The organism is Kordia sp. (assembly GCF_045105435.1).
In the GTDB taxonomy this organism is placed as follows: Bacteria; Bacteroidota; Bacteroidia; order Flavobacteriales; family Flavobacteriaceae; genus Kordia.
The window spans coordinates 1-23,189 of record NZ_JBGCDL010000087.1 but is presented as its reverse complement, the minus strand read 5'-3'; the positions used below and the strand labels follow the sequence as shown (position 1 = coordinate 23,189).

The 23,189-nt window shown below is 35.6% G+C and carries 20 protein-coding genes; 8 read left to right on the top strand and 12 right to left on the bottom strand.

Annotated features, from left to right (window positions below; translation table 11 throughout):
• The 8 genes from ilvB to gltB all read right to left on the bottom strand — a co-directional run.
• Window positions 1-1,733: biosynthetic-type acetolactate synthase large subunit (ilvB, locus tag AB8B65_RS04135; RefSeq protein WP_405299591.1), on the bottom strand; the 1,733-nt coding region annotated here is incomplete at its 3' end.
• 161 nt (window positions 1,734-1,894) lie between these two features.
• Window positions 1,895-3,574, bottom strand: coding sequence for a dihydroxy-acid dehydratase (ilvD, locus tag AB8B65_RS04130; RefSeq protein ID WP_405299590.1), 1,680 nt, complete (start codon window positions 3,572-3,574; stop codon window positions 1,895-1,897).
• Window positions 3,571-4,464, bottom strand: a complete 894-nt coding sequence (locus tag AB8B65_RS04125) for a branched-chain amino acid transaminase (protein ID WP_405299589.1) — start codon at window positions 4,462-4,464, stop codon at window positions 3,571-3,573. The genes ilvD and AB8B65_RS04125 overlap by 4 nt, the downstream gene beginning before the upstream one ends.
• Window positions 4,465-5,192: 728 nt before the next feature.
• Window positions 5,193-5,630, bottom strand: coding sequence for a hypothetical protein (locus AB8B65_RS04120; protein ID WP_405299588.1), 438 nt, complete (start codon window positions 5,628-5,630; stop codon window positions 5,193-5,195).
• Window positions 5,620-6,819, bottom strand: a complete 1,200-nt coding sequence (locus AB8B65_RS04115; protein ID WP_405299587.1) for an ABC transporter permease — start codon at window positions 6,817-6,819, stop codon at window positions 5,620-5,622. Before AB8B65_RS04115 ends, AB8B65_RS04120 begins: the two co-directional genes overlap by 11 nt.
• On the bottom strand, window positions 6,816-7,445 hold the full coding sequence (locus AB8B65_RS04110; protein ID WP_405299586.1) for an ATP-binding cassette domain-containing protein: 630 nt from the start codon (window positions 7,443-7,445) through the stop codon (window positions 6,816-6,818). The genes AB8B65_RS04115 and AB8B65_RS04110 overlap by 4 nt, the downstream gene beginning before the upstream one ends.
• A 167-nt stretch (window positions 7,446-7,612) precedes the next feature.
• Window positions 7,613-9,076 carry a glutamate synthase subunit beta gene (locus AB8B65_RS04105; RefSeq protein ID WP_405299585.1) on the bottom strand — a complete coding sequence of 488 codons (1,464 nt, stop codon included), beginning with the start codon at window positions 9,074-9,076 and terminating at the stop codon, window positions 7,613-7,615.
• 3 nt (window positions 9,077-9,079) lie between these two features.
• Window positions 9,080-13,579, bottom strand: a complete 4,500-nt coding sequence (gene gltB / locus AB8B65_RS04100) for a glutamate synthase large subunit (RefSeq protein WP_405299584.1) — start codon at window positions 13,577-13,579, stop codon at window positions 9,080-9,082.
• A gap of 438 nt (window positions 13,580-14,017) precedes the next feature.
• On the opposite strand from gltB, the gene AB8B65_RS04095 reads away from it, so the two are divergent.
• The 4 genes from AB8B65_RS04095 to AB8B65_RS04080 all read left to right on the top strand — a co-directional run bounded on the left by AB8B65_RS04095 (window position 14,018) and on the right by AB8B65_RS04080 (window position 17,506).
• Window positions 14,018-15,004, top strand: a complete 987-nt coding sequence (locus tag AB8B65_RS04095; protein WP_405299583.1) for an outer membrane beta-barrel protein — start codon at window positions 14,018-14,020, stop codon at window positions 15,002-15,004.
• A 59-nt stretch (window positions 15,005-15,063) separates the two neighbouring features.
• A complete protein-coding gene (locus tag AB8B65_RS04090) occupies window positions 15,064-15,402 on the top strand; it encodes a P-II family nitrogen regulator (RefSeq protein ID WP_405299582.1) in 339 nt (112 codons plus the stop codon).
• 17 nt (window positions 15,403-15,419) lie between these two features.
• Window positions 15,420-16,652, top strand: coding sequence for an ammonium transporter (locus AB8B65_RS04085; protein WP_405299581.1), 1,233 nt, complete (start codon window positions 15,420-15,422; stop codon window positions 16,650-16,652).
• Between the two features lie 146 nt (window positions 16,653-16,798).
• Window positions 16,799-17,506: a hypothetical protein gene (locus AB8B65_RS04080; RefSeq protein ID WP_405299580.1), complete on the top strand. Its 708-nt coding sequence runs from the start codon at window positions 16,799-16,801 to the stop codon at window positions 17,504-17,506.
• Window positions 17,507-17,578: 72 nt separating this feature from the next.
• On the opposite strand, the gene AB8B65_RS04075 is transcribed toward AB8B65_RS04080, so the two are convergent.
• Together AB8B65_RS04075 and AB8B65_RS04070 are read right to left on the bottom strand one after the other, a co-directional pair.
• Window positions 17,579-18,028: a DUF1761 domain-containing protein gene (locus AB8B65_RS04075; protein ID WP_405299579.1), complete on the bottom strand. Its 450-nt coding sequence runs from the start codon at window positions 18,026-18,028 to the stop codon at window positions 17,579-17,581.
• A 71-nt stretch (window positions 18,029-18,099) separates the two neighbouring features.
• Window positions 18,100-18,576 (bottom strand): acyl-CoA thioesterase, encoded by a 477-nt coding sequence (locus AB8B65_RS04070; RefSeq protein ID WP_405299578.1) that lies wholly within the window; start codon window positions 18,574-18,576, stop codon window positions 18,100-18,102.
• A gap of 29 nt (window positions 18,577-18,605) precedes the next feature.
• Between AB8B65_RS04070 and AB8B65_RS04065 the strand changes: the two genes are divergently transcribed.
• On the top strand, window positions 18,606-19,574 hold the full coding sequence (locus AB8B65_RS04065) for a YheT family hydrolase (protein WP_405299577.1): 969 nt from the start codon (window positions 18,606-18,608) through the stop codon (window positions 19,572-19,574).
• Here the strand turns inward: AB8B65_RS04065 and AB8B65_RS04060 are convergent.
• Window positions 19,561-20,238: a PrsW family intramembrane metalloprotease gene (locus AB8B65_RS04060; protein WP_405299576.1), complete on the bottom strand. Its 678-nt coding sequence runs from the start codon at window positions 20,236-20,238 to the stop codon at window positions 19,561-19,563. The genes AB8B65_RS04065 and AB8B65_RS04060 overlap by 14 nt on opposite strands.
• Before the next feature lie 184 nt (window positions 20,239-20,422).
• On the opposite strand from AB8B65_RS04060, the gene AB8B65_RS04055 reads away from it, so the two are divergent.
• From AB8B65_RS04055 to nadD, 3 genes are read left to right on the top strand one after another with little or no spacing between them, the layout of a single operon-like run.
• A complete protein-coding gene (locus AB8B65_RS04055; protein WP_405299575.1) occupies window positions 20,423-21,283 on the top strand; it encodes a YicC/YloC family endoribonuclease in 861 nt (286 codons plus the stop codon).
• Window positions 21,283-21,864, top strand: a complete 582-nt coding sequence (gene gmk / locus AB8B65_RS04050) for a guanylate kinase (protein WP_405299574.1) — start codon at window positions 21,283-21,285, stop codon at window positions 21,862-21,864. The genes AB8B65_RS04055 and gmk overlap by 1 nt, the downstream gene beginning before the upstream one ends.
• A 4-nt stretch (window positions 21,865-21,868) precedes the next feature.
• The gene (gene nadD / locus AB8B65_RS04045) at window positions 21,869-22,450 is read left to right on the top strand and encodes a nicotinate (nicotinamide) nucleotide adenylyltransferase (protein WP_405299573.1); all 582 of its coding nucleotides are present in this window, start codon (window positions 21,869-21,871) and stop codon (window positions 22,448-22,450) included.
• 278 nt (window positions 22,451-22,728) lie between these two features.
• Here the strand turns inward: nadD and AB8B65_RS04040 are convergent, their stop codons facing one another.
• Entirely contained in the window at window positions 22,729-23,115 is a 387-nt protein-coding gene (locus AB8B65_RS04040) for a hypothetical protein (RefSeq protein WP_405299572.1), read from the bottom strand.
• Window positions 23,116-23,189: the final 74 nt, after the last annotated feature.

Genomic DNA, 23,189 nt, shown 5'->3' with positions numbered 1-23,189 from the left:
TAACTCAATCTTATTTCTGAAACCGATGCTCCTGTTGGAATCATTGGAAATACATTATCTTCTTTTTCTACACATACTTCTAAAAAATACGCTTCTTTGCTTTGCATCATTTCTTGTACCGCTTCCGCTAATTCGTCTCGTTTAGTAACACGTCGTGCGTTTAAATGATAGCCTTTTGCAATCGCTACAAAATCTGGATTTTTCATTTCGGTAGATGCATATCGTTTGTCAAAAAACAACTGTTGCCACTGACGCACCATTCCTAAGAATTCATTATTTAACACCACAATTTTTACCGCAGCTTTTTGCTGAAAGATGGTTCCTAATTCTTGAATCGTCATTTGGTAACCGCCATCACCACAAACACACACGACTTCGCGTTCTGGAGCTGCCATTTTTGCACCAATTGCGGCTGGCAACCCAAATCCCATGGTTCCCAATCCGCCAGAGGTAATGTTACTTTTTGTCTGATTGAATTTTGCATAACGACAGGCAATCATTTGATGCTGACCAACATCAGAAACAATTGCTGCTTCGCCTTTGCTTTGGATGTTAATTTCGTTCATCACTTCGCCCATTGTTAGTCCTTCTTTGGTTGGATGCAAATCGTTTTTGATGACTTTTTCATATTCAATTGCATATAAATCATCGAAAGCGCGTCTCCAAATAGCATGTGTTTTTTCTTTGATTAGCGGTAAAATTTCCGCCAAGCTTGCTTTAGCATCACCTAGAACAGCCACGTTTGTTTTTACATTTTTATCAATCTCCGCAGGATCAATTTCAAAGTGAATTACTTTTGCTTGTTTGGCATATTTTTCTAAATTTCCTGTTACACGATCATCAAAACGCATTCCGATAGCAATTAACAAATCGCATTGATTTGTTAATACATTTGGTGCATAATTTCCGTGCATTCCTACCATTCCGACATTTAACGGATGTTCCGTTGGAATTGCAGAAACGCCCAAAATTGTCCATGCAGACGGAATTCCAGCTTTTTCTATGAATGCTTTAAATTCTGCTTCGGCTTTACCCAAAATGACGCCTTGTCCCCAAACTATCATTGGCTTTTTAGCGGCATTTATCAATTCTGCGGCAGCGGAAATAGCATTTTTATCAATTTCAGGAACTGCTTTGTAACTGCGAATTCCTGTACATTTTTTGTATGCAAAGTCAAATTCTTCAAATTGCGCATCTTTTGTAATGTCAATCAATACAGGACCTGGGCGACCACTTTTGGCAATGTAAAATGCTTTTGCCATGACTTCTGGAATTTCAGAAGCTTTTGTTATTTGGTGATTCCATTTGGTTACAGGCGTAGAAATACCGACAATATCCGTTTCCTGAAATGCATCACTTCCTAGTAAATGTGAAGCGACTTGCCCAGTAATACAAACCATTGGTGTTGAGTCGATTTGTGCGTCGGCAATTCCCGTGATTAGGTTGGTTGCTCCTGGACCTGATGTTGCAATTGCTACACCAACTTCACCAGAAATTCTTGCGTATCCTTGCGCGGCATGTGTTGCACCTTGCTCATGTCTCGTTAATACATGATGAATTTGATCTTGGTATTTGTATAATTCGTCATAAACTGGCATAATTGCGCCGCCAGGATATCCGTAGAGAGTTTTTACGCCTTCTGCTAATAGACATTTTATGATGGCTTCACTTCCAGAAATACGCTCTGTTTGTTGAAGTGTTTCCTTTGCTTTTTGTATGGCTTTTGTTTCCATAGTTTTGATTTTTATTGTCATTCCGTACTTGATGCGGAATCTATTTTAAATGCTACTGTTTTTTATTTACGTTTCAATATTGTCTCAAATGTGTATACTATGACGTATGGGAATTCCTATTATGAGATTCCCGCCTACGCGGGAATGACAAAAGAATTCTTTCAGAATTCGTCAGTTACACAACCTTTGGATGCGGATGAAACTGTTTTTGCATATTTGTATAATACACCGCGTTCAAATTTGAGTTCGGGTGCTTTCCATTGTTTTCTACGTTCTTGAAGTTCTTCTTCATAGACTTCCAATCGTATGGTGTTCGTTTCTGCATCAATTGTGATAATGTCTCCATCTTTTACTAATGCTAGCGTTCCGCCTTCTTGTGCTTCTGGAGTAATGTGTCCGACGACAAAACCATGTGTTCCGCCTGAAAAACGTCCGTCCGTAATTAGTGCGACATCTTTTCCTAAACCAGCGCCCATAATTGCGGCAGTTGGTTTTAGCATTTCTGGCATTCCTGGTCCGCCTTTTGGTCCTTCATAACGAATGACAACGACATCTCCTTTTTCTACTTTTCCATCACGAATTCCGTCATTGGCTTCGTATTCGCCTTCAAATACTTTTGCTTTTCCAGAGAATTTTAAACCTTCTTTTCCTGTGATTTTTGCGACACTTCCATCACATGCTAAGTTTCCGTATAACATGCGTAAGTGTCCTGATATTTTTATTGGATCTTCAATTGGTTTGATTACATCTTGCCCTTCTTTTAAATCGTCAACATCTAATAAGTTTTCAGCAATTGTTTTTCCTGTTACAGTCATACAATCACCGTGAATTAATCCTTTTTTGAGTAGATATTTTAATACTGCAGGAATTCCGCCAACCGCATGCACATCTTCCATAAGATATTTTCCACTTGGTTTTAAGTCTGCCAAGAATGGTGTTGTATCACTTATTTTTTGAAAGTCTTTGAGTGTGAAATCGATTTGTGCAGCTCTTGCAATTGCTAAGAAGTGCAATACTGCATTGGTTGATCCGCCAAGAATCGTTACCAAACGCACTGCATTTTCTAAAGATTTACGCGTAATAATATCTGATGGTTTGATATCCTTTTCTAATAAAACACGCATTGCTTCACCTGCTGCAATTGATTCTTGCTTTTTAGCATCACTCAACGCAGGATTTGACGAGTTGAAAGGTAATGTCATTCCCAACGCTTCTATTGCAGACGCCATCGTATTTGCTGTATACATTCCGCCACAAGCGCCAGCACCAGGACATGCTTTTTCAACAATACTTTGATATTCAGTTTCGTCCATGGTTCCTGCAACTTTGCTTCCCCAGGCTTCAAAAGCAGAAACGACATCGAGTTTTTTTCCGTTGTGACAACCTGAATCAATGGTTCCTCCGTATACGAGAATACTTGGACGATCTAAGCGAATCATTGCCATTAATGCACCAGGCATATTTTTGTCACAACCAACAACCGTGATGAGTCCGTCGTAACTCATTGCTTGTACAACCGTTTCCATAGAATCGGCAATGATATCGCGTGAAGGTAACGAATAACGCATTCCTGGTGTTCCCATAGAAATTCCGTCACTTACGCCGATTGTATTGAATATTAAGCCAATGATATCTTCGTTTTTTGTTCCTTGTTTTGCCAGCTTTGCCAAATCGTTTAAGTGCATGTTGCATGGATTTCCTTCGTATCCTGTACTTGCAATTCCGATGATGGGTTTAAAAAAGTCTTCTTTCGTTAATCCGATGGCATGTAGCATAGCTTGCGCCGCTGGTTGCGTTGGATCTTGCGTGACTGTTTTGCTGTATTTATTTAAGTTGTTCATCCTGCTTTTGATAGTTTTTTGGAGCGTTCGCAAAGTACTTCTTGTTTGTAGAGTTTCATCAGTTTGTAACCGAGTGACGCTTCCCACGAAAGTGGAAATTTGTATTCATCTAACGATTCCAACCCAACAACTTCAGCGGCAGTTCCTGTAAAGAATGCGCTGTCTGCTTGTTTTAATTCTTGTAATGTGAATTCTTTTTCTTCTATTGAGAAACCTTCTTCGTTACAGATTTCGATAATTGTAGAACGCGTGATTCCTGCCATGATGTGTCCGCGTTTTGGCGTATAGAGTTTGCCGTCTTTTTCCATGAATACGTTTGCACCAGAACATTCTGCTACGTTTCCGTTCATGTCTAATAATAACGCTTCGTCGTAGCCTGCATTTTTTGCTTCATTCGTAGATAGAATGGAGTTTGTATAGTGTCCTGTGATTTTTGCTTCTACAAAACATGATTTTGGATTTGGACGTTCGAAACGCGACGTTTTTACTTTGAGTAGTTTGTCGCCCATATATTTTCCCCATTCCCAACATTGGATTGTGAGAACCGATTCGTCAGAAGTTAGTAAACTCATGTTTGAACCTGTGGTTAGAATTGGTCGAATGTATGCGTCTTGTAGGTTATTTTTTTCTAGTAATTGGTATGTGATTTCTGTTAATTCTTCAATGGAATGGTTGAACGGAATTCCCATGACCTCAGCGCCATATTTTAGGCGTTCGTAATGTTCGTTTGCTTTGAAAATTTTTGCACCAAATTTCGTTTTGTATGCTCTGATTCCTTCAAAAACGCCATTTCCATAGTGCAATGCTTGACTGTACATGTTTCCGGAAGCCTTTTCTGGATGCATGAATGTACCGTTGTGGTAAATGATACTGTCTTTTGTATAATACATGTTTCTTGTTATTATGATTCGAATTTAATTTTATTCTGTTTTTTTTTGTGTTCTGTTTTGTTTATTTCACTAAAACCAATTGTTGTTTTATTGATTTAACCATTTGTTTTTCAGTATTTTAAATATTATCAAATACAACACTCAACAACTGTTTTTTATTTGTGAGATCTCGATTTTTAGCGGGATTTGTTCAACTTGTAGTTTTGAGTGCATCTTTCAGACTTCTCTAAACTGAGTTTCACTAAAAGATAAAAGCCTGTATCATAGTTGATACAGGCTTTTATTTATATAGCAAATCGTATCAACTCAGGTGGAGTTCATAATTATAATGACGATGACGATAATGCTTGTTATTTTGTTCATTGCTTGTTATTTTAAACGTCATTCTGAACTTGATTCAGAATCAAACGAAATAGTTTTTACTGTTATGAGAAACCGAATCAAGTTCGGTTTGACGAACTTTTGATTTCACCTTTCGGACTTCTCAAAACTGAGTTTCACTAAATAAAAAAAGCCTTCCCGATTAAGGAAGGCTTTGTAATTTATAGTGAAATTATATATAGCATTCCTTATCTCCGTGAGCGAATCACAATGACATTAATAGCAATGATATGTATAATTTGTTTGTTCATTTGTTATACCAAATATTGTAAAAGTTTTGTTGAATTCCTAATTTATGCTTGAAAAATGTTGTTGGTTTTTCTGTCTTTGCAGTTCTATTATTTTTTTTAGTTTATAATTTCTCCAGTACTTTCTGTGAGTATGTAATTGAAATGTTCGATGTCATCACTATTGAGTTTTAAAATTCCAGTAATGATGACAATATCGTCGGTTTTATAGGTTGGTTTGGAAGTAAATTGTATTTCTATAGCAGTTTCGGGACCACCAATTCCGCAAAAAAAACAAGAAGCCATTGGTCCTTTAGATAATACAAATAGTTCTCCTTTGGGATCAATGTTTAAGAAGTAGCCAACTATGATGACTTTTTTCCCTTCTAAAGCTTTTACTGAAGGAGAAAAATTCGGATAATCGAAATATTCATCTTGAGCAGGCAAATATTTTTTTTCATACTTAACCTTAGCTAAATCTTCCCAAGTTATTTTCTTTTGAGCAAAACTCAAAGCAGATGTGAGTAGTATTAAGGTAATTAGAAGTTTATTTTTCATTGCTTAAGATTGTTGATATATTCATTTTAGTAATCGGATATATAGCCAGTAAAATAGCAGCAATTATCATTCCTAATACTAGCATTCCTACTTGAAAAAGTTCATAAAATGGTATGTTTTGAAGGATTTTTTGACTGTTTCCAGCTTCCATACTATTGACCATAAAATACAGTCCAATTTGTGAAAGTGCAAAACCTACTATAAAAGCAATACCTACAATAATGAATCCTTCGTATGCAATTATTTTTATCAATTGATTTTTTTTGGCACCATATACTCGCAAAAGTGCCAAATCAAACGAGCGTTCTTTCACCATTTTATACAAACTTATAAAAATTATGATACTTGAGATGACAAGAATGATGTAAGCAATCCAAGAAATTGTTTTAAATCCGACACCTGTATATTCGTATAGTTTATCAAGTTCATATTTTGGCAATGCTGCTTGCATGTTTGTATTTTTATTGATGTTTCTTGGAATCATTAAAAACCCTGTAGGACTTCTAAATGAAACCAATAAGGAAGTAATTTCCTTTTCCTCATGATCTTCATGTGCATGCGAATCGCCATCACTATGATCATGTACGTCCCATATACTTTCTAGATTGGTAATAATGAGTCGATCTATCACTTTTTGTGTAGGTTTTAAAATACCTACTACGATTAATTCTTCATTGTGCACATCAATATTATTGTCTATGAGTCCATGCGAACTTAAAAATGTGTCTCCTATGGTAAGTTGAAGTTTTGTTGCAACCGTATGCCCTAAGACAACTTCCATTGAATTTTCTATAAAACGTCCTTTTTCTAGTTCAGCATTGTACATTTTTGGAAACTCGTCAGTTGTTCCAACGATTTTATATCCTTTATAGTTATCACCATACGAAATTGGAACAGCACGTTTTATTAATCGATTTTTACGTATTCTTTTTGCTTCTTTGTATGGAATATTTCCCGTAGGATTGTCTAAATGCAATACCGAAGACAATACCAATTGTAAAGGACTTCCTTTTGCTCCAATGACCAAATCAATGTCTCCTAAGTTGTTTTCCATCTGATATTTGAAAGAAGACTTCAATTGCTGAATTCCTAAGAGAAGCGCAATACTTAATCCCAAAATAAAGATACTTAAGAAAGTATATAAAGGTTTGGTTTTAATATTTTGTAGGCTAATTTTCCAAAGCATCATAATGTAATTGTATTTGAAAATGATGATTTGACTCTATGGTCGTGCGTAATGACAATTAGATTTGCATTGGACTGCATTGCTTGTCTTTTAAGGAGTTCAATAACAATACTACAGTTTTCATCGTCTAAACTTGAGGTAGGTTCATCAGCCAAAATAACTTTCGGATTGTGTATTACCGATAGCGCAATACCCAAACGTTGTAATTGTCCTTCGCTTAATGCATTTACTTTACGGTTTTTATATTCGATGAGACCTAATTCTGTTAATAAGGCATCAATAATTGTTGTATTACTAGTTTTCTTGCTGAAAAAAAGACGCGCCTGTAGATTTTCAAAAACGCTTAATGATTGTACGGCATGATTTTTTTGAAATACAAGTCCAATATTTTGTCCTCTAAATGTATCTAATTTACTTGAAGATAAGGAAGTAATATTTACACCATCAATGAATACATTTCCGTTAACTGGCTTTAATAAACCCGCTAAAAGATGCAAAAGTGTCGTTTTTCCTATTCCCGATTTACCTAAAATAAGAAGATTTTCTTGCTCTTCTAAAGCAAAATCTGGAAAGTGAAATGTATGTCCTTTCTGTTTGTAATGAAATGTAAGATTTTCTGTTTTTATCATTTTAAAGTTTACAGCAACTATTAAATACAAGTAAGTAACTGCAAACTTACTTAAAATCTAATGTTTATGCTTTGCCGAAACTGTTAAACGTTTCCTATTCAAATACTACGCTTGTGATACATCATTAAAAGAATCTAAATGCAAGTTACACGACTAATAAACTTAGCTTATACTCTCGGCAAATCATTCCCATCTTTCAAAGGCAAATTAGAACTTCCCATTAAAAACGCATCTACATGATGTGCCGCTTGGCGACCTTCTGAAATTGCCCAAACGATTAACGATTGTCCTCTGCGCATGTCACCAGCCGTAAATATTCCTGCTTGGTTGGTAGCATAGTTTTTTGTGGTTGCTTTGATATTGTTCATTTGCATATCTAATTCAAACGCTTCTGCCAAGGTTTTTTCTGCTCCTGTAAAACCTAAAGCGAGCAATACTAAATCGCAATCCCACTGTTTTTCTGTGTTTGGAATTTCTTTGAGTTCTGGTCGTTCGCCTTTTTTGAAAATCCATTCAACTGCTACCGTTTTTAAACCTGTTAAGTTTCCGTTGATATCACTAATAAATTTCTTTGTAGAAACACTAAAAAAGCGTTCTACACCTTCTTGATGCGACGATGTTTCTTTGAGTCTCATCGGCCAATACGGCCAAGGTTGATGCGCTGGACGACCAATAGTTGGTTTGTTCAATATTTCAAAATTTGTGACCGAAGTTGCACCGTGACGATTGCTAGTTCCTATACAATCTGAACCTGTATCACCGCCGCCAATAACGATTACTTTTTTGCCTTTTGCAGAAATAATTTCATCAAAGTTTAGCAAACCAGCTACATATTGATTGTTTTGTTTTAGGAAATCCATTGCCTGATACACACCTTTTGCATCTGAACCATCAATTGGAATGCTTCTTCTTACAGTAGCTCCGCCACATAATAAGATGGCATCAAAGTCTTCTTTGAGTTGATTGGCGCTTATATTTACACCAACATGCGCGTTTGTTTTAAATATGATTCCTTCTTCTTGTAAAACTTCTACACGTCTGTCAATGACATTTTTTTCCATTTTAAAATCGGGAATTCCGTAACGTAGTAATCCGCCCACTTTTCCATCACGTTCAAAAACTGTTACTGTATGACCTGCACGATTGAGTTGTTGTGCTGCTGCCAAACCGGCTGGACCAGATCCAATGATTGCAACTGATTTTTCGGTACGTACTTTTGGTGGTTTTGCAACAATCCATCCTTCCGAAAAAGCAGTTTCTACAATATTTTTTTCAATATTTTCAATACTTACGGGAGCTGAGTTGATTCCCAATACACAGGCTTCTTCGCACGGCGCAGGACATAAACGACCTGTGAATTCTGGAAAGTTATTGGTAGAATGTAATATTTCTGCCGCTTCTTTCCATTTTCCACGATAGACTTTATCATTGAAATCTGGAATTAGATTTCCAAGTGGACAACCACTGTGGCAAAATGGAATTCCACAATCCATACAACGCGCACCTTGCTCTTGAAGTTTATCAGTTTCAAGCGCAATTGTAAATTCTTTGTAATTTTTGATACGTTCAGTTGGAACTTGATATGCTTCATCCTGACGTTCGTGTTCTAAAAATCCTGTTATCTTTCCCATGTGTTACGCTGTTTGAAGTTTTTCTTGTTTTAATCGTACTAATGCTTTTCTGTATTCTTCAGGAAGCACTTTTATGAATTTTGGTAGATAGTTTTCCCAATCGTTTAATATTCGTTTTGCCAACGGACTTGACGTAGCTTCGTAGTGGTTTTCTATTAGTTCTTTTAATTGCGTTTTATCTTCTTTCAATTCTATCGAATCAATATTTAAACTCTCCGAATTACAGTTTTTGAAAAATGTATTGTCTTCCGCTAGAACATACGCGATTCCTCCACTCATTCCTGCGCCAAAATTGCGTCCTACTTTCCCAAGAATTACTGCAACTCCGCCAGTCATATATTCGCAACCATGATCGCCAATTCCTTCTACAACTGCTTTTGCACCTGAGTTTCGCACACAAAAACGCTCGCCAGCTTTTCCATTGATGTAAACTTCTCCAGAAGTTGCTCCATATAAGGTTACATTTCCTGTGATGACATTGTCTTCAGGAATAATTGTCGATGCTGACGGAACTTTTATTATGAGTTTTGCGCCCGATAATCCTTTACCCAAGTAATCGTTCGTGTTTCCGTGAACTGTCATACTGATTCCTTTTGTGGCAAATGCGCCAAAACTTTGTCCCGCAGAACCTTCAAAATCTATATTGATCGTATCTTCTGGCAAACCTTCTGCGCCGTATATTTTTGAGATTTCATTACTTACAATCGCGCCAACTGCTCTATCAATATTAGTGATATTCATCTGCAAATCCGTTTTTTGTCTTCTGAATAACGCTTGATGCGCTTGCTTGATAATTTTGAAATCTAAATGTGTTTCTAAGTTATGATCTTGTTTTTCTGTATTGTATAGTTTTACATCGTCTGAAACTTCTACTTTGTGTAGAATTGGTGTTAAATCAATTCCCGAAGTTTTGTAATGTTCGATAGCTTTGTTTCTGTTGAGTTTTTGTACTTGTCCAACCATTTCGTTCACTGTTTTGAATCCGAGTTTTGCCATTATTTCTCTTAATTCTTGCGCCACGAAATACATATAATTGACTACATGTTCTGGTTTTCCTTTGAATTTTTTTCGCAGTTCTGGATTCTGTGTCGCAATTCCGACAGGACAAGTATTTAAGTGACATACACGCATCATTATACAACCTGAAGCCACTAACGGCGCTGTTGCAAAACCAAATTCTTCCGCGCCAAGCAAACAAGCAATAGCAACATCGCGACCTGTTTTTAATTGTCCGTCACATTCTAAGACAATTCGGTTGCGTAAATCGTTCATGACTAAAGTTTGTTGCGCTTCTGCGATTCCTAATTCCCAAGGCAATCCTGCATGTTTTTGTGAAGTTAAAGGTGTTGCGCCTGTTCCGCCGTCAAAACCAGCAATTAAAACTACATCGGCTTTTGCTTTGGCGACTCCTGCAGCGACTGTTCCGACACCAATTTCTGAAACTAATTTTACATTGATTCGCGCTTCACGATTGGCAGATTTTACATCATATATAAGTTGTGATAAATCTTCAATGGAATAGATATCGTGATGCGGCGGCGGCGAAATAAGTCCGACATACGGCGTTGAGTTTCGTGTTTTTGCAATTTGCGGATTTACTTTTGGTCCAGGTAATTGTCCGCCTTCTCCTGGTTTTGCGCCTTGTGCTATTTTGATTTGAATTTCGTTCGCGCTAGTAAGATAGTTTGAAGTCACACCAAAACGTCCAGAAGCTACTTGTTTGATGGCTGAATTTTTCCAGTCGCCTTGTGAACTTTTGTAGAAACGTTCTTGATCTTCTCCACCTTCTCCAGAGTTTGATTTTCCACCAATTCTGTTCATCGCAATCGCTAAATTTTCATGCGCTTCTTTACTGATGGAACCGTACGACATAGCACCTGTTTTGAAACGTTTTACAATTGCTGTCCAAGGTTCGACCTCATCTAATGGAATTGGATCGTATTGGTCAAATTCAAACAAACCTCTAATCGTCATTAAACTTTTAGATTGATTGTTTACTAACTCCGAATACTCCTTAAAAGTAGAGGCTTTATTGGTACGTACCGATTCTTGTAATTTTGCCACCGTTAACGGATTAAATGCATGTTTTTCTTGTCCGCGTCGCCATCTGTATTGTCCGCCAACTTCAATGTCTGTATTGACTTCATTTACTTGAAATGCTTTTTTGTGGCGCTTTACAATTTCTTGTTCTATTTCGCGCAAGCCAATTCCTTGAATTCGTGTTGGTGTGTTTGGAAAGTATTTTTTGACTGTGGTCGAATTGATTCCGATACATTCAAATAGTTGCGATCCGCGATAGGAGTTTAGTGTTGAGATTCCGATTTTGTTCATCACTTTTAGAATCCCTTTTCCAACCGCTTTGTTGTAGTTTTTGATTGCCGCCAAATATTCTAATTCTGTAATATCACCATCTAACACTTGCTTTTCAACAATTTCATTTACGATATACGGATTTACTGCACTTGCTCCAAAACCAAATAGTAAGGCAAAATGATGCACTTCACGTGGTTCAGCAGATTCAATGATGAGACTTATTTTTGAGCGTTTTTTGAGTTTGTGTAACGCATGATTTAAATATGAACATGCTAATAATGCTGGAATTGGCGCATGTTTTTCATCTACATATCTATCAGATAAAATTATAATATTAGCGCCATTGTCAATTGCTTTTGACGCTTTGTGCATTAAATTTTCGAGCGCAATTTCTAATTCGTTTAAACCTCTGTTTACTTCATATAACATTGAAATAGATTCTACTTTGAAATTAGGATTGCTATCGTAGTTTCTAATTTTGTCTAAATCGTGTTTTGAGATGACAGGGTTTTGAATTTTTAGTTTTTTACAGTGTTCTGCATTGATATCGAAAAGATTTACATCGCTTCCTAATGTGAGGCTGATATCTGTAATTAATTCTTCTCGAACTCCATCTAACGGCGGATTTGTCACCTGTGCGAATAGTTGCTTGAAATAGTTATAAATTAGTTGTGGTCTTTCTGAAAGAATGGCAATTGGCGTATCGCTTCCCATAGAGCCAATTGGTTCTTTTGCCAGTTGCGCCATTGGACGAATGATGGTGTTTAAATCTTCTTGCGTATAGCCAAAAACAACTTCACGTTTTTTTAGTTCAATTTCCTCATATTTGATCGGTCCTTTTTTTGCGGAAATATCTCGTAAGTGGACTAAGTTTTCATTCAACCATTTTCTATACGGATGTTTTGCTGCGATGGATTCTTTGAGTTCTTCATCATTTACAATTCGTCCTTCATTCATATTTACTAAGAACATTTTCCCAGGTTCTAATCGCCCATGAAATGCTACATTTTCTGGTTTTATATCGACAACACCAGTTTCTGAAGACATGATTACATTTCCATGTTTGGTCACTGTATATCGCGATGGACGCAATCCGTTTCTGTCTAAAACGGCTCCAATATAGTTTCCATCTGTAAATGGAATTGAGGCTGGTCCGTCCCAAGGTTCCATTAAACAAGAATTATATTCGTAAAATGCTTTTTTAGCATCAGACATGTTTGGATTTTTCTCCCAAGCTTCTGGCACTAACATCATCATTGTTTCTGGCAATGAGCGACCTGTCATGAGTAATAATTCCACCACCATATCTAAGGTTGCAGAATCGGATTTTCCTTTTAATATGGTCGGAATTATTTTTTTGATATCATCTCCAAACAGTGGACTTTCCATAATTTCTTCACGCGAAAACATTCGAGAAACATTTCCGCGAAGTGTATTTATTTCTCCGTTGTGACAGATATATCTGAAAGGTTGCGCTAAATCCCAAGTAGGAAATGTATTGGTTGAAAAACGCTGATGCACTAACGCCAAACGCGTATCTAAATCGGCATCAAATAAATCTAAATAGTATTCATTGATATGTTCTGGTTTTAGCAAACCTTTAAAAATGATAATTTTCGTGGATAAGCTCGGCACATAAAAGAACTTTGATTCCGATAATTTAGAATCATATATCGTATGTTCTGTAATTTTCCGTGCTGCAAATAGCTTTAAGTTGAACTCCTGATCTGATTGTTTTTTGTCAGATTTCCCAATGAATAGTTGTTTTACAAAAGGTTCGGTTTCTTTAGCAATTTCACCTAATACTTTACTATTTACGGGCACATCTCTCCAACCAATTAATTGTAAACCTTGATTTTTTATTTCAGCTTCAAAAACATCAATACAATACTGTCGTTGATTATTTTTTTGGGGAAGAAACACATTACTTACCGCATATTCGCCTGCGTTTGGCAGTTTAAAATCGCAGGATTTTTCAAAAAAAGTATGTGGAATATCTATTAGAATACCTGCGCCATCTCCTGTTACACCATCCGAACTTACGGCGCCACGATGTTCTAGTTTTACTAAAATTTCAAGAGCTTTGTGAATAATATCGTTTGAACGCTTTCCAGTTAAACTACATATAAATCCTGCGCCGCAATTGTCATGTTCAAATTCTGGCAAATAGAGTCCTTGTTTCTTTAGCATTATCAAATAATTTTAGGGGTTTTTACTCCTTATTTAATGTCTAATATAGAGTCAAGAATTTTATAATAAAAAAAGCAGAAACACTTTTCCTATATCGATAATTAAAGCCTTTTTAAATGATAATTTAGCAATTTTAAGCACATATTTTACGAAATATGAAATTGAAATAATCCCAGTATTAAATATCAAATAGTACGAAAACGTTTTCGAAATTACACTTTAATTAATGTATTGATATTTTTTTAACGTAAAAACTGATTATTTTTCAAAAACCTAATTATTGATTTGATAAAAAATCAAATAAAAATAGTTAAACCCTAAAAAAAATAGGGTGTAAATCTAAATATTGATAAAAATCAAAGTTTATACCCTATTTTTTTATAGGTTCAAATTAAGTTTACATAGTTTTGAAGCCAACCAACTAACAATTCAAAATTTATGAAAAACTTATTTATGTTCTCGTTACTTTTAGCAAGTTTTGTTTTAAGTGCACAAGAAAAAACAGAAATTCCTGAAAAAAAATTCACTTTCGGAGGAAGCTTAGATGCGTATTACAGAACAAATTTTACAGCGCCAAATGATGACAATCAAATTGCGCCTGCAACTTCTTTTGCAGATACGGCTGGTTTTTCATTAGGCATGGCAAATATTATTGCTTCGTATGAGAAAGGGAAAATTGGAGGTGTTGCCGATTTGGTTTTTGGTCCAAGAGGAGAAGCTGCGAGCGCAACTGTACTAAATCAGTTATTTGCTTATTATCATATTAGCGAAAACACAAAATTAACTATTGGAAAATTCAACACCTTTTTAGGGTATGAAGTTATTTCGCCAACAGGAAACTTTAATTATAGCACTTCTTATTTATTTTCTAACGGACCTTTTTCACATACAGGTTTGAAAGCTGATTTTACACTTTCAGAAGATTTTAGCTTAATGCTTGGTGTTTTTAATCAAACAGATGTTACGGAGTTTAATCCTGACGGAAGTTATGCTATTGGCGCGCAAGTAGGTTATAAGAGTCAATTTCTAAATCTACTTTACGATAAAGCTGGATTAGGCTTTGAAATAGACTACACAGGTGGTTTTGATGCTTCCGCAGATTTCTTTATTGGAATTAATGCCGCTTTTGCGGATAACGAAGGCGAAGGATTTTACGGAGTAGACATTTACCCGCAATATAGTGCAACCGAATCCTTAACAATTGGTTTGCGTGGAGAATATTTTCAAACCCAAAGTGATGCTGTAAACGATGATCCTAGTGTTGTAGCCATAACACTTACTGGAAGCTATGTAATTGATGAAGATTTAATTATCAAGCCTGAATTCAGATTGGATAGTGGTTCAGAAGACATCTTTATCGATACCGATTTAATGGCTACTAAGAGTTTAGGTTCATTCGTTTTAGCCGCGATTTATAAGTTTTAAACAAACTAAGTATTAACATGATTTCCGTTTTCACGGAAAATCAAAAAATGAATTTTTGTATGAAAAAAATTGAAGCCATTATTAGAAAATCTAAATTTTCTAAAGTTAAAAAAGCGCTACACGAAGTAGGTGTGAATTTCTTTACTTATTGGGATGTTACAGGCTTAGGAAATGAAAAAGAAGGTCATGTATACAGAGGCGTTTCTTATAGCACTAGCGATATACAAAGACGCTATTTGTCCATAGTTGTGAATGACGATTTTGAAGAAGTTACCATAAAAGCTATTCTCGAAGCTGCCGCTACTGGTGAAGTTGGAGATGGTAAAGTATTCGTTTCACACATCGAAGAAGTTTACAGAATACGAACAGGAGAAAAGGGCGGAAACACACTTAAATAAATTACAAAATTAGAATTATGGAATTATTAACTATCAATAATGTATGGATGATGATCTGTACAGCTCTTGTTTTCTTTATGCATTTAGGATTTGCATTTTTAGAGATAGGATTGACAAGACAAAAAAACACAATAAACATTCTATTCAAAAATATATTTATCATTACGGTTGGTTTATTACTCTACTATATAGTTGGGTTTAACTTAATGTATCCTGGAGAGTTTAACGGATTTATAGGTTTCGCTGGTTTTGGATTAGATGCTCCTTTAACAACTGCAAACACTTTAGACCTTGCATATAATCAAGGATATACATATTGGACTGACTTTTTATTTCAAGGAATGTTTGCAGCCACAGCAGCTACTATTGTTTCTGGTGCAGTTGCTGAACGAATGAAAATTGGTCCTTTTATGATTTTTACAATTTTATATGTAGGATTTATTTATCCAATTGCTGGTTCGTGGAAATGGGGCGGCGGATTTTTACAAACTTTAGATACTCCATTTTATGATTTTGCTGGCTCAACTTTGGTACATTCTGTTGGAGGCTGGGCAGCTTTAGTAGCAGTTTGCTTATTAGGCTCTAGAATTGGAAAATTTAAAGAAGGAAAAATACAAGCTATTCCTGGACATAATATTCCATTAGCAACTGCCGGAGTTTTAATTCTTTGGTTAGGTTGGTTTGGATTTAATGGCGGTTCTGTTTTATCTGCAGATCCTGCTGCCACATCTTTAACCTTAACAACAACTTGTTTGGCAGCTGCAGCTGGTGGTGTTGTAGCAGCTTTAGTATCTACATTGAAGTTTAAGAACCTAGACTTAACTATGTTTTTGAATGGTATTTTAGGAGGATTGGTAGGAATTACTGCTGGTGCTGACCAAATGAGTCCAACAGACGCTATTATTATTGGAGCAATAGCTGGTGCAATTATTGTATTTGCAGTATCACTTATTGATCGATTAAAATTAGATGATCCTGTAGGAGCTATTGCGGTGCATTTAGTTTGCGGAATATGGGGAACTTTGGCTGTTGGTATCTTTGGAAACTTAGCAGGTGGCGCACAATTTTTAAGTCAATTAATTGGCGTAGTATCTTATGCTGCAATATGTTTAGCTTCTTCCTTTTTAATCATATTTGTTTTGAAAAAAACAATAGGTATTCGAGTTTCGGAAAAAGAAGAATTAGAAGGTCTTGATGCACATGAACATAGAATGGATGCTTATCCAGATTTTAGATTGAATGAACATTAAGAATCGTTGCTCAATTTATATTACAACAAATACAAAAAAGCCTTTGAAATAATTATTTCAAAGGCTTTTTTTCACACTGTAATTTACCAATCATTACTGAATGGCATTAAATTTGTATTTTTAGATGCAACCATAACAATTCTACAATGAAAAAATTTACATACGTATTTGTGTTACTATTATTTTGCTTTACTACGGTAAATGCGCAATCGTGGAAACAACTTCGCGGTGGCGGAAAAGGAAAAGCTATTTATAATGATAACGGAACTGTGTGGGTAATTGGCATAAGAAATAGTGTGTTTTCATTTAACGGTCGTTTGTGGAAAGAGTATCCTGGTGGCGGAAAGGCTTTGGATATTGCCGTACACAACGGAACACCTTATATTATTGGATTGAATAACGGAATTTGGAAAGGAACAGGTTCTGGTTGGGTTCCGATGCCTGGAAATGGACTTGGAAAAAAGATTTACAGTGATAATGGTCAGTTGTGGGTTATTGGCGTGAATAATAATATATTTTCTTTTGATGGTCGCAATTGGAATTTATATCCCGGAGGCGGAAAAGCGATTGATATTGCAGCACACAGAGGCGTTCCGTACATAATAGCAGAAGATGGAAGTATTTGGCGTGGAAATGGAATGGGTTGGAGACAAATTCGCGGGAGAGGAATTGGACAAAAGATAACATGTGACCGAGATGGAACCGTTTGGGTGATTGGAATTAATAACGGAATTTTTAAACATCGATTGAATCGTTGGATTGAATATAGCCGCGGCGGAAAAGGATTAGATATTGCCGTTTTTAGAGGAATTCCGTATATAATAGGGTTGCGTCATTCTGTTTGGAAAGGATAAATTTAATCTGTTTTTACAGCATAAAGAAACGTTCTATAAAATAGTATCTTATAGAACGTTTCTTTTTGCATATCAGTTATTTTTTATGTCCATGCATTGACAATTCCGCCCATAATGGCAAAAGTGACAATCCAATATCCGACGTTTATCAATATATTTGAATGATTTTTGCTCAAACAAAGCATTGGTTACTAAAACTGGCATTGCCATAAATAAAGCAGCCATAATTCCATGTACAACTCCATGGCCAAAGGTGTGAAATTTAGTGACTTCAATGCCATGAACGTCATCTGGTGGTAAGCCGCCTGTGATTACTGAGTTTGCATAGATAAAGAATACAGCTATAAAAGCTAAAACAACACTGATTCCAAAGCGCAACGGCATTCCTTTTTGTGCTTGTGCTTCCGTAATGCCTGTTTCTTTCATCCAGGCTTTTCCGAATAACGGTCCGTACCACAAAAATCCGATGACAAGTGTAGATAGTGCAGCTACAATAAGCGCAATCCAATTAACGTTTTCCATAATTTTGATGTTAGTTATTAAAGTTTTTTAGGTGACTTAAATGCAGCTTTTTTTCACTAACAATCAAATAGTTACTGTAAATTTTCAGGCTTTTTACCAAATCGGCGCGTGTCTTCTTTGGTTAGTATTTTGAATGTTTTTGCGCGTGGTACATTGCGTAAAGTTTCATTAAATTCATTCGGTAAACCTATGAGTTGTCGTGTTTTTAAATCGATCCAAGCGCCCATCATTTCACAACTGGCAAAGTTTTTTCCGTTCGCGTCATAAAAATTATGAAGAAATTCGAAAAACATTCCATCTTCACTTAAGCCTGCGACTTCTAATGATACTTTTACGGGTTTTCCTGCAAATGCTTCTTTAAAATAATACATGTGTTCATAAAACACTACAGGGCCAATATTATTTTTGGCTAATTCTCTCTGTGTGAAGCCGTTTTCTATCAAAAACCCCATGCGTGTATGGCTCATAAAATTGATATATGCGGAGTTGGCTAAGTGACGATTTGCATCTAAATCGCTCCAACGGATGTCAAATTCTTTAAAATACATTATATTTATTTTTTATTTTCAAAAATAGCATGCCAATAATTAAAAGTCATTATAATCCACCTCTTATTTTTAAAAGCGGTCATATTTCCACTATTCACGCCGGTCTTTACAGAATTGTTTCTGGTATTTATCAGAAACGAGAACGTATTACCTTGAGCGATCAAGATTTTATAGATTTGGATTGGAGTTATGCCGCGTACCATAAGAATGTTTCCAAACTTGTTGTCATTTTACATGGCCTAGAAGGTAATGCACAACGTTCGTATATTAAAGGAACTGCTAAGATTTTTAATCGGAATGGATATGATGCTGTTGGCATGAATTTTAGAAGCTGTAGTGGAGAACCAAACCGATTATTTAGAGCGTATAATGCTGGCGCTTCCGAAGATTTGAGAGAAGTTATTGAACATATTTTAACCAATCATCCGCAATATTCTCATATTGTTTTGAAAGGATTTAGTATGGGCGGAAATTTGTTGTTGAAATATTTAGGCGAACCTATTCGCGTACCAAAAGAAGTTAAAGCTGCTATTGCAATTTCTGTTCCTTGCCAGTTAAAAGGTTCTTTGGATCAAATGAGTCGTCCCGAAAATTACTTGTACAACCGAATGTTTATTAAAAGTTTACAAGGAAAGCTACTAGACAAACATGCTTCTTTCCCTAGTTTGATTAAATTAGAAGATATTAAAAACGCAAATTCAATGTTAAGTATTGATAATTTGTATACTTCTAAAGCACATGGTTATAAAGACGCTACCGATTATTATAAGAAGTGTTCTTCCAAGCAGTTTATTCCAAATATTAAGATTCCTACGTTATTAATAAACGCAAAAAATGATTCGTTTTTGTCTGAATGCTGCTTTCCTATTGAAGAAGCAGAAGGAAATGAAAACTTCTATTTAGAAATGCCAAAATACGGCGGACATGTTGGCTTTTTTGGTGAAGGCGAAGCGTATTATAACGAAAAAAGAGCTTTTGAGTTTGCTACTTTGGTCTAAAGTGTGAATTCCGTTGGTGCGTCCGAATGGCTTTTTGCGACAGTAATATTCCGATTGCTAATGACATAAAAGCTCCAATAGAAATCCCTGGAATGTAATTGATAAAGAGAAAGAAATCGTAGACTCCGTGAAATAAAGTTGCCAACGCCAATCCCATAAGATTGTATTTGATACGATTTCTGGAAAATTTGGCTTTTCCCATATAAAACCCCATGATAATTCCGAAAGTAGCATGCGCAGGAACTGCCGTAAACGCTCTGTAAATAGCGGTTTCTAAACCGCCTTCAAACACGTAGGCTAAGTTTTCTGTTACTGCAAAACCCATAGAAACCATTACGGCGTACATAATGCCATCGTACGGCTCGTCAAACTCTTTATGCCGTTGCGCAAAATAGCGTACAAAGATGTATTTGCTAAACTCTTCTACCAATGCAACAAAGAAAAATGCTTTGCAAAGCTGAATCCACCAAATTTTTAGTTCTAATTCAGGATAAAATCGTGAGGTAATTAAGTGAGAGACCGATGAAATTAATATACTACCAATGGCTCCTAATAAAAAACAGATTATTAGAAGGTGCCGCGGTTCTTTATCATATTTATCGCTATAGTAAATATAAATTATGATCAACAGCGCTGGAGCAATGGATAATAATATTAATGGCATTAGGTAATTTTCTCAAAAATAAAAAAACATGAGATAAAATGAAGTATTTCTGTAGGTTTATCGTTGGAATGTTGTTTGAAACGTTCTGCGGAAGCGCAAAAATAATTTTAGTAAATGTCTTTAAACATACAGAATAGCAACACATAAAGCCAAGCTTTGTCACTAATTTTACTATTTTTGTCGTATGATAAAGTCTATGACAGGATTCGGAAAGTCTGTAGAACAACTTCCGACAAAAAAAATAACGATTGAGTTAAAATCACTCAACAGCAAGAGTTTGGATTTGAATGCGCGAATTCCTTCGTATTACAGAGAAAAAGAATTGAACATGCGCAAAACAATTGCCAAGGTATTGTTGCGTGGAAAGGTCGATTTTTCTTTGTATTTGGAAATGACTGCCGAAGAAACTTCAACCGTAATTAATAAAGCTGTTGTGACAGAATATATGAATCAGCTTCGCGAAATACAGCCAAATGCTGATGATGTTGAGTTATTGAAAATGGTGGTACGAATGCCAGATTCTTTAAAAACAGAACGCGAAGAGATTGATGAGAAAGAGTTCGATGTTATTGAAAAAGCATTGCAACATGCTATTTCTCAATTGGATGAATACCGAATTGCAGAAGGAAAAGTACTTGAGAAAGACTTTTTGTTTCGCATAGATAATATTTCTACGTTGCTTCAAAAAGTAATTGATATGGACGATGAACGCATGGTTTCTGTAAAAACACGTTTGCGTCGCGCTTTGGATGATTTGAAAGAACAAGTAGACGAAAATCGTTTTGAACAAGAGTTGATTTATTACTTAGAAAAATTTGACATCACAGAAGAAAAAGTACGTTTGGCAAATCATTTAGATTATTTTTCAAAATCGTTACATTCTGATGATTCTAACGGGAAAAAGTTAGGTTTTATTACCCAAGAAATTGGCCGTGAGATTAACACTATTGGTTCAAAATCTAATTATGCGCCAATGCAACAATTGGTTGTGCAAATGAAAGACGAATTGGAGAAAATTAAGGAACAACTTTTAAACGTCCTGTAATGGAAAGAGGAAAACTAATTGTGTTTGCAGCACCTTCTGGCGCTGGAAAAACAACTATTGTACATCATTTATTAGGTATTCCTGAATTGAATTTAGAGTTTTCAATTTCGGCAGCTTCTCGCGAAAAACGAGGAAATGAAGTTGATGGAAAAGATTATTATTTTTTATCTCCGAAAGATTTTAGACAGAAAATTAAAAACAATGCGTTTTTAGAGTGGGAAGAAGTATATCCTGAAAATTATTACGGTACTTTACAAACCGAAGTTGATCGTATTTGTGACGCTGGAAAGAATGTCATTTTTGATATTGATGTGGTAGGCGCATTGCGAATTAAGCGAAAATTTCCTAAAGAAACTATAACTGTTTTTGTAGAGCCACCAAGCATTAATGAGTTGATTGTACGCCTAAAAGGTAGAAAGACTGAAAGTGAAGAAAAAATTAAAATGCGTGTTGCAAAAGCTGCTGTAGAAATGGCAACAGCTCCTCAGTTTGATGTTATTGTGATGAACGAAAATTTAGATAGCGCCAAAGCTGAAGCTGAACAGATTGTTGCTAATTTTATTGGACTCAAAAAAAAGTAATTGCATGAAAATTGGTTTGTATTTTGGTACGTTCAACCCTATTCATATTGGACATTTAGCAATTGCCAACCACATGGCAGAATATAGTGATTTGGACGCCATTTGGATGGTGGTTACGCCGCATAATCCATTTAAAAAGAAAAGTTCGTTGCTAGATAATAATCATCGCTATGAAATGGTGATGATTGCTACAGAAGAGTATCCAAAAATTAAACCTAGCAAGATAGAGTTTAACTTACCGCAACCAAATTATACTGTAAACACCTTAGCGCATTTACAAGAAAAGTATCCGGAAGATGAATTCTGCCTTATTATGGGCGAAGACAATTTGAAAAGTTTGCACAAATGGAAAAACTATGAAGTTATTTTAGCAAACCACAATGTGTATGTGTATCCGCGTATTTCGGAAGGAATTGTAGAACATCAGTTTACGGATCATCCGAAAATTCATAAAGTTGCGGCGCCAATTATGGAGATTTCTTCTACATTTATTCGAAACGCAATTAAAGATAAAAAAAATATCATGCCTTTGTTACCAAACAATGTCTGGAAATATGTGGATGAAATGAATTTTTATAAGAAATAGACTCGCTTTGCTTTTAGGCCACTTCGTTATTAGATCGCTGTGCTGTTAGAACGCGCTGTTGCGCTTTTAGACTTTTCTTACTGTTGAGAGGTGTTTTTTGAATTATAAGTTCTTGAAAAGTTTATAAACGTCATTTCGAGTGATTTTTCAAAGAAAAATTGTACCGAGAAGTGCTTTGTTGTTAGATTTGTTAGACTCTTTCTTGTGTAAACACAGAAGTTTTTAGATTGTTAGATGACTTGTTATCTTGAACTTGATTCAATCTTTTAATAAAAAAACTAATATACTTTCGTATATGAATGTTCTTCGTTGTTTTCCATATCCACCAACACTAAAATGTCTTCTTCTTGATCGTTGCTATCTTTTACTTCGTAACATTTTGAAGAGTTGGCTTCGTCATCAATAATTTTTACAAATAATGATTGATATTGGCTGTGTTCATCACATTGTGTAGAAACGGTGTAATGATAGGGTTTACTTTCAGTGTTTTTGGTATACGATGTACCAATACCATTTTGATGAAATTCCAATTTGTTCGCTGGGTTTTCTTGCGATACCCAAGCGCCGAGAATTTCCTTTTTTGGTGTTACAAAAGCTGTAATTACCATTAATACGACTAACAAGACAGAAAGCGGAATAATTATTAATGGACGATTGCTTCTCATAGTACTGGCTATTTAGAAGGCAATATTAGGAAGTTTTAAGGATACGAGACAAGGGGAAAAATCCCCTTTTTTAT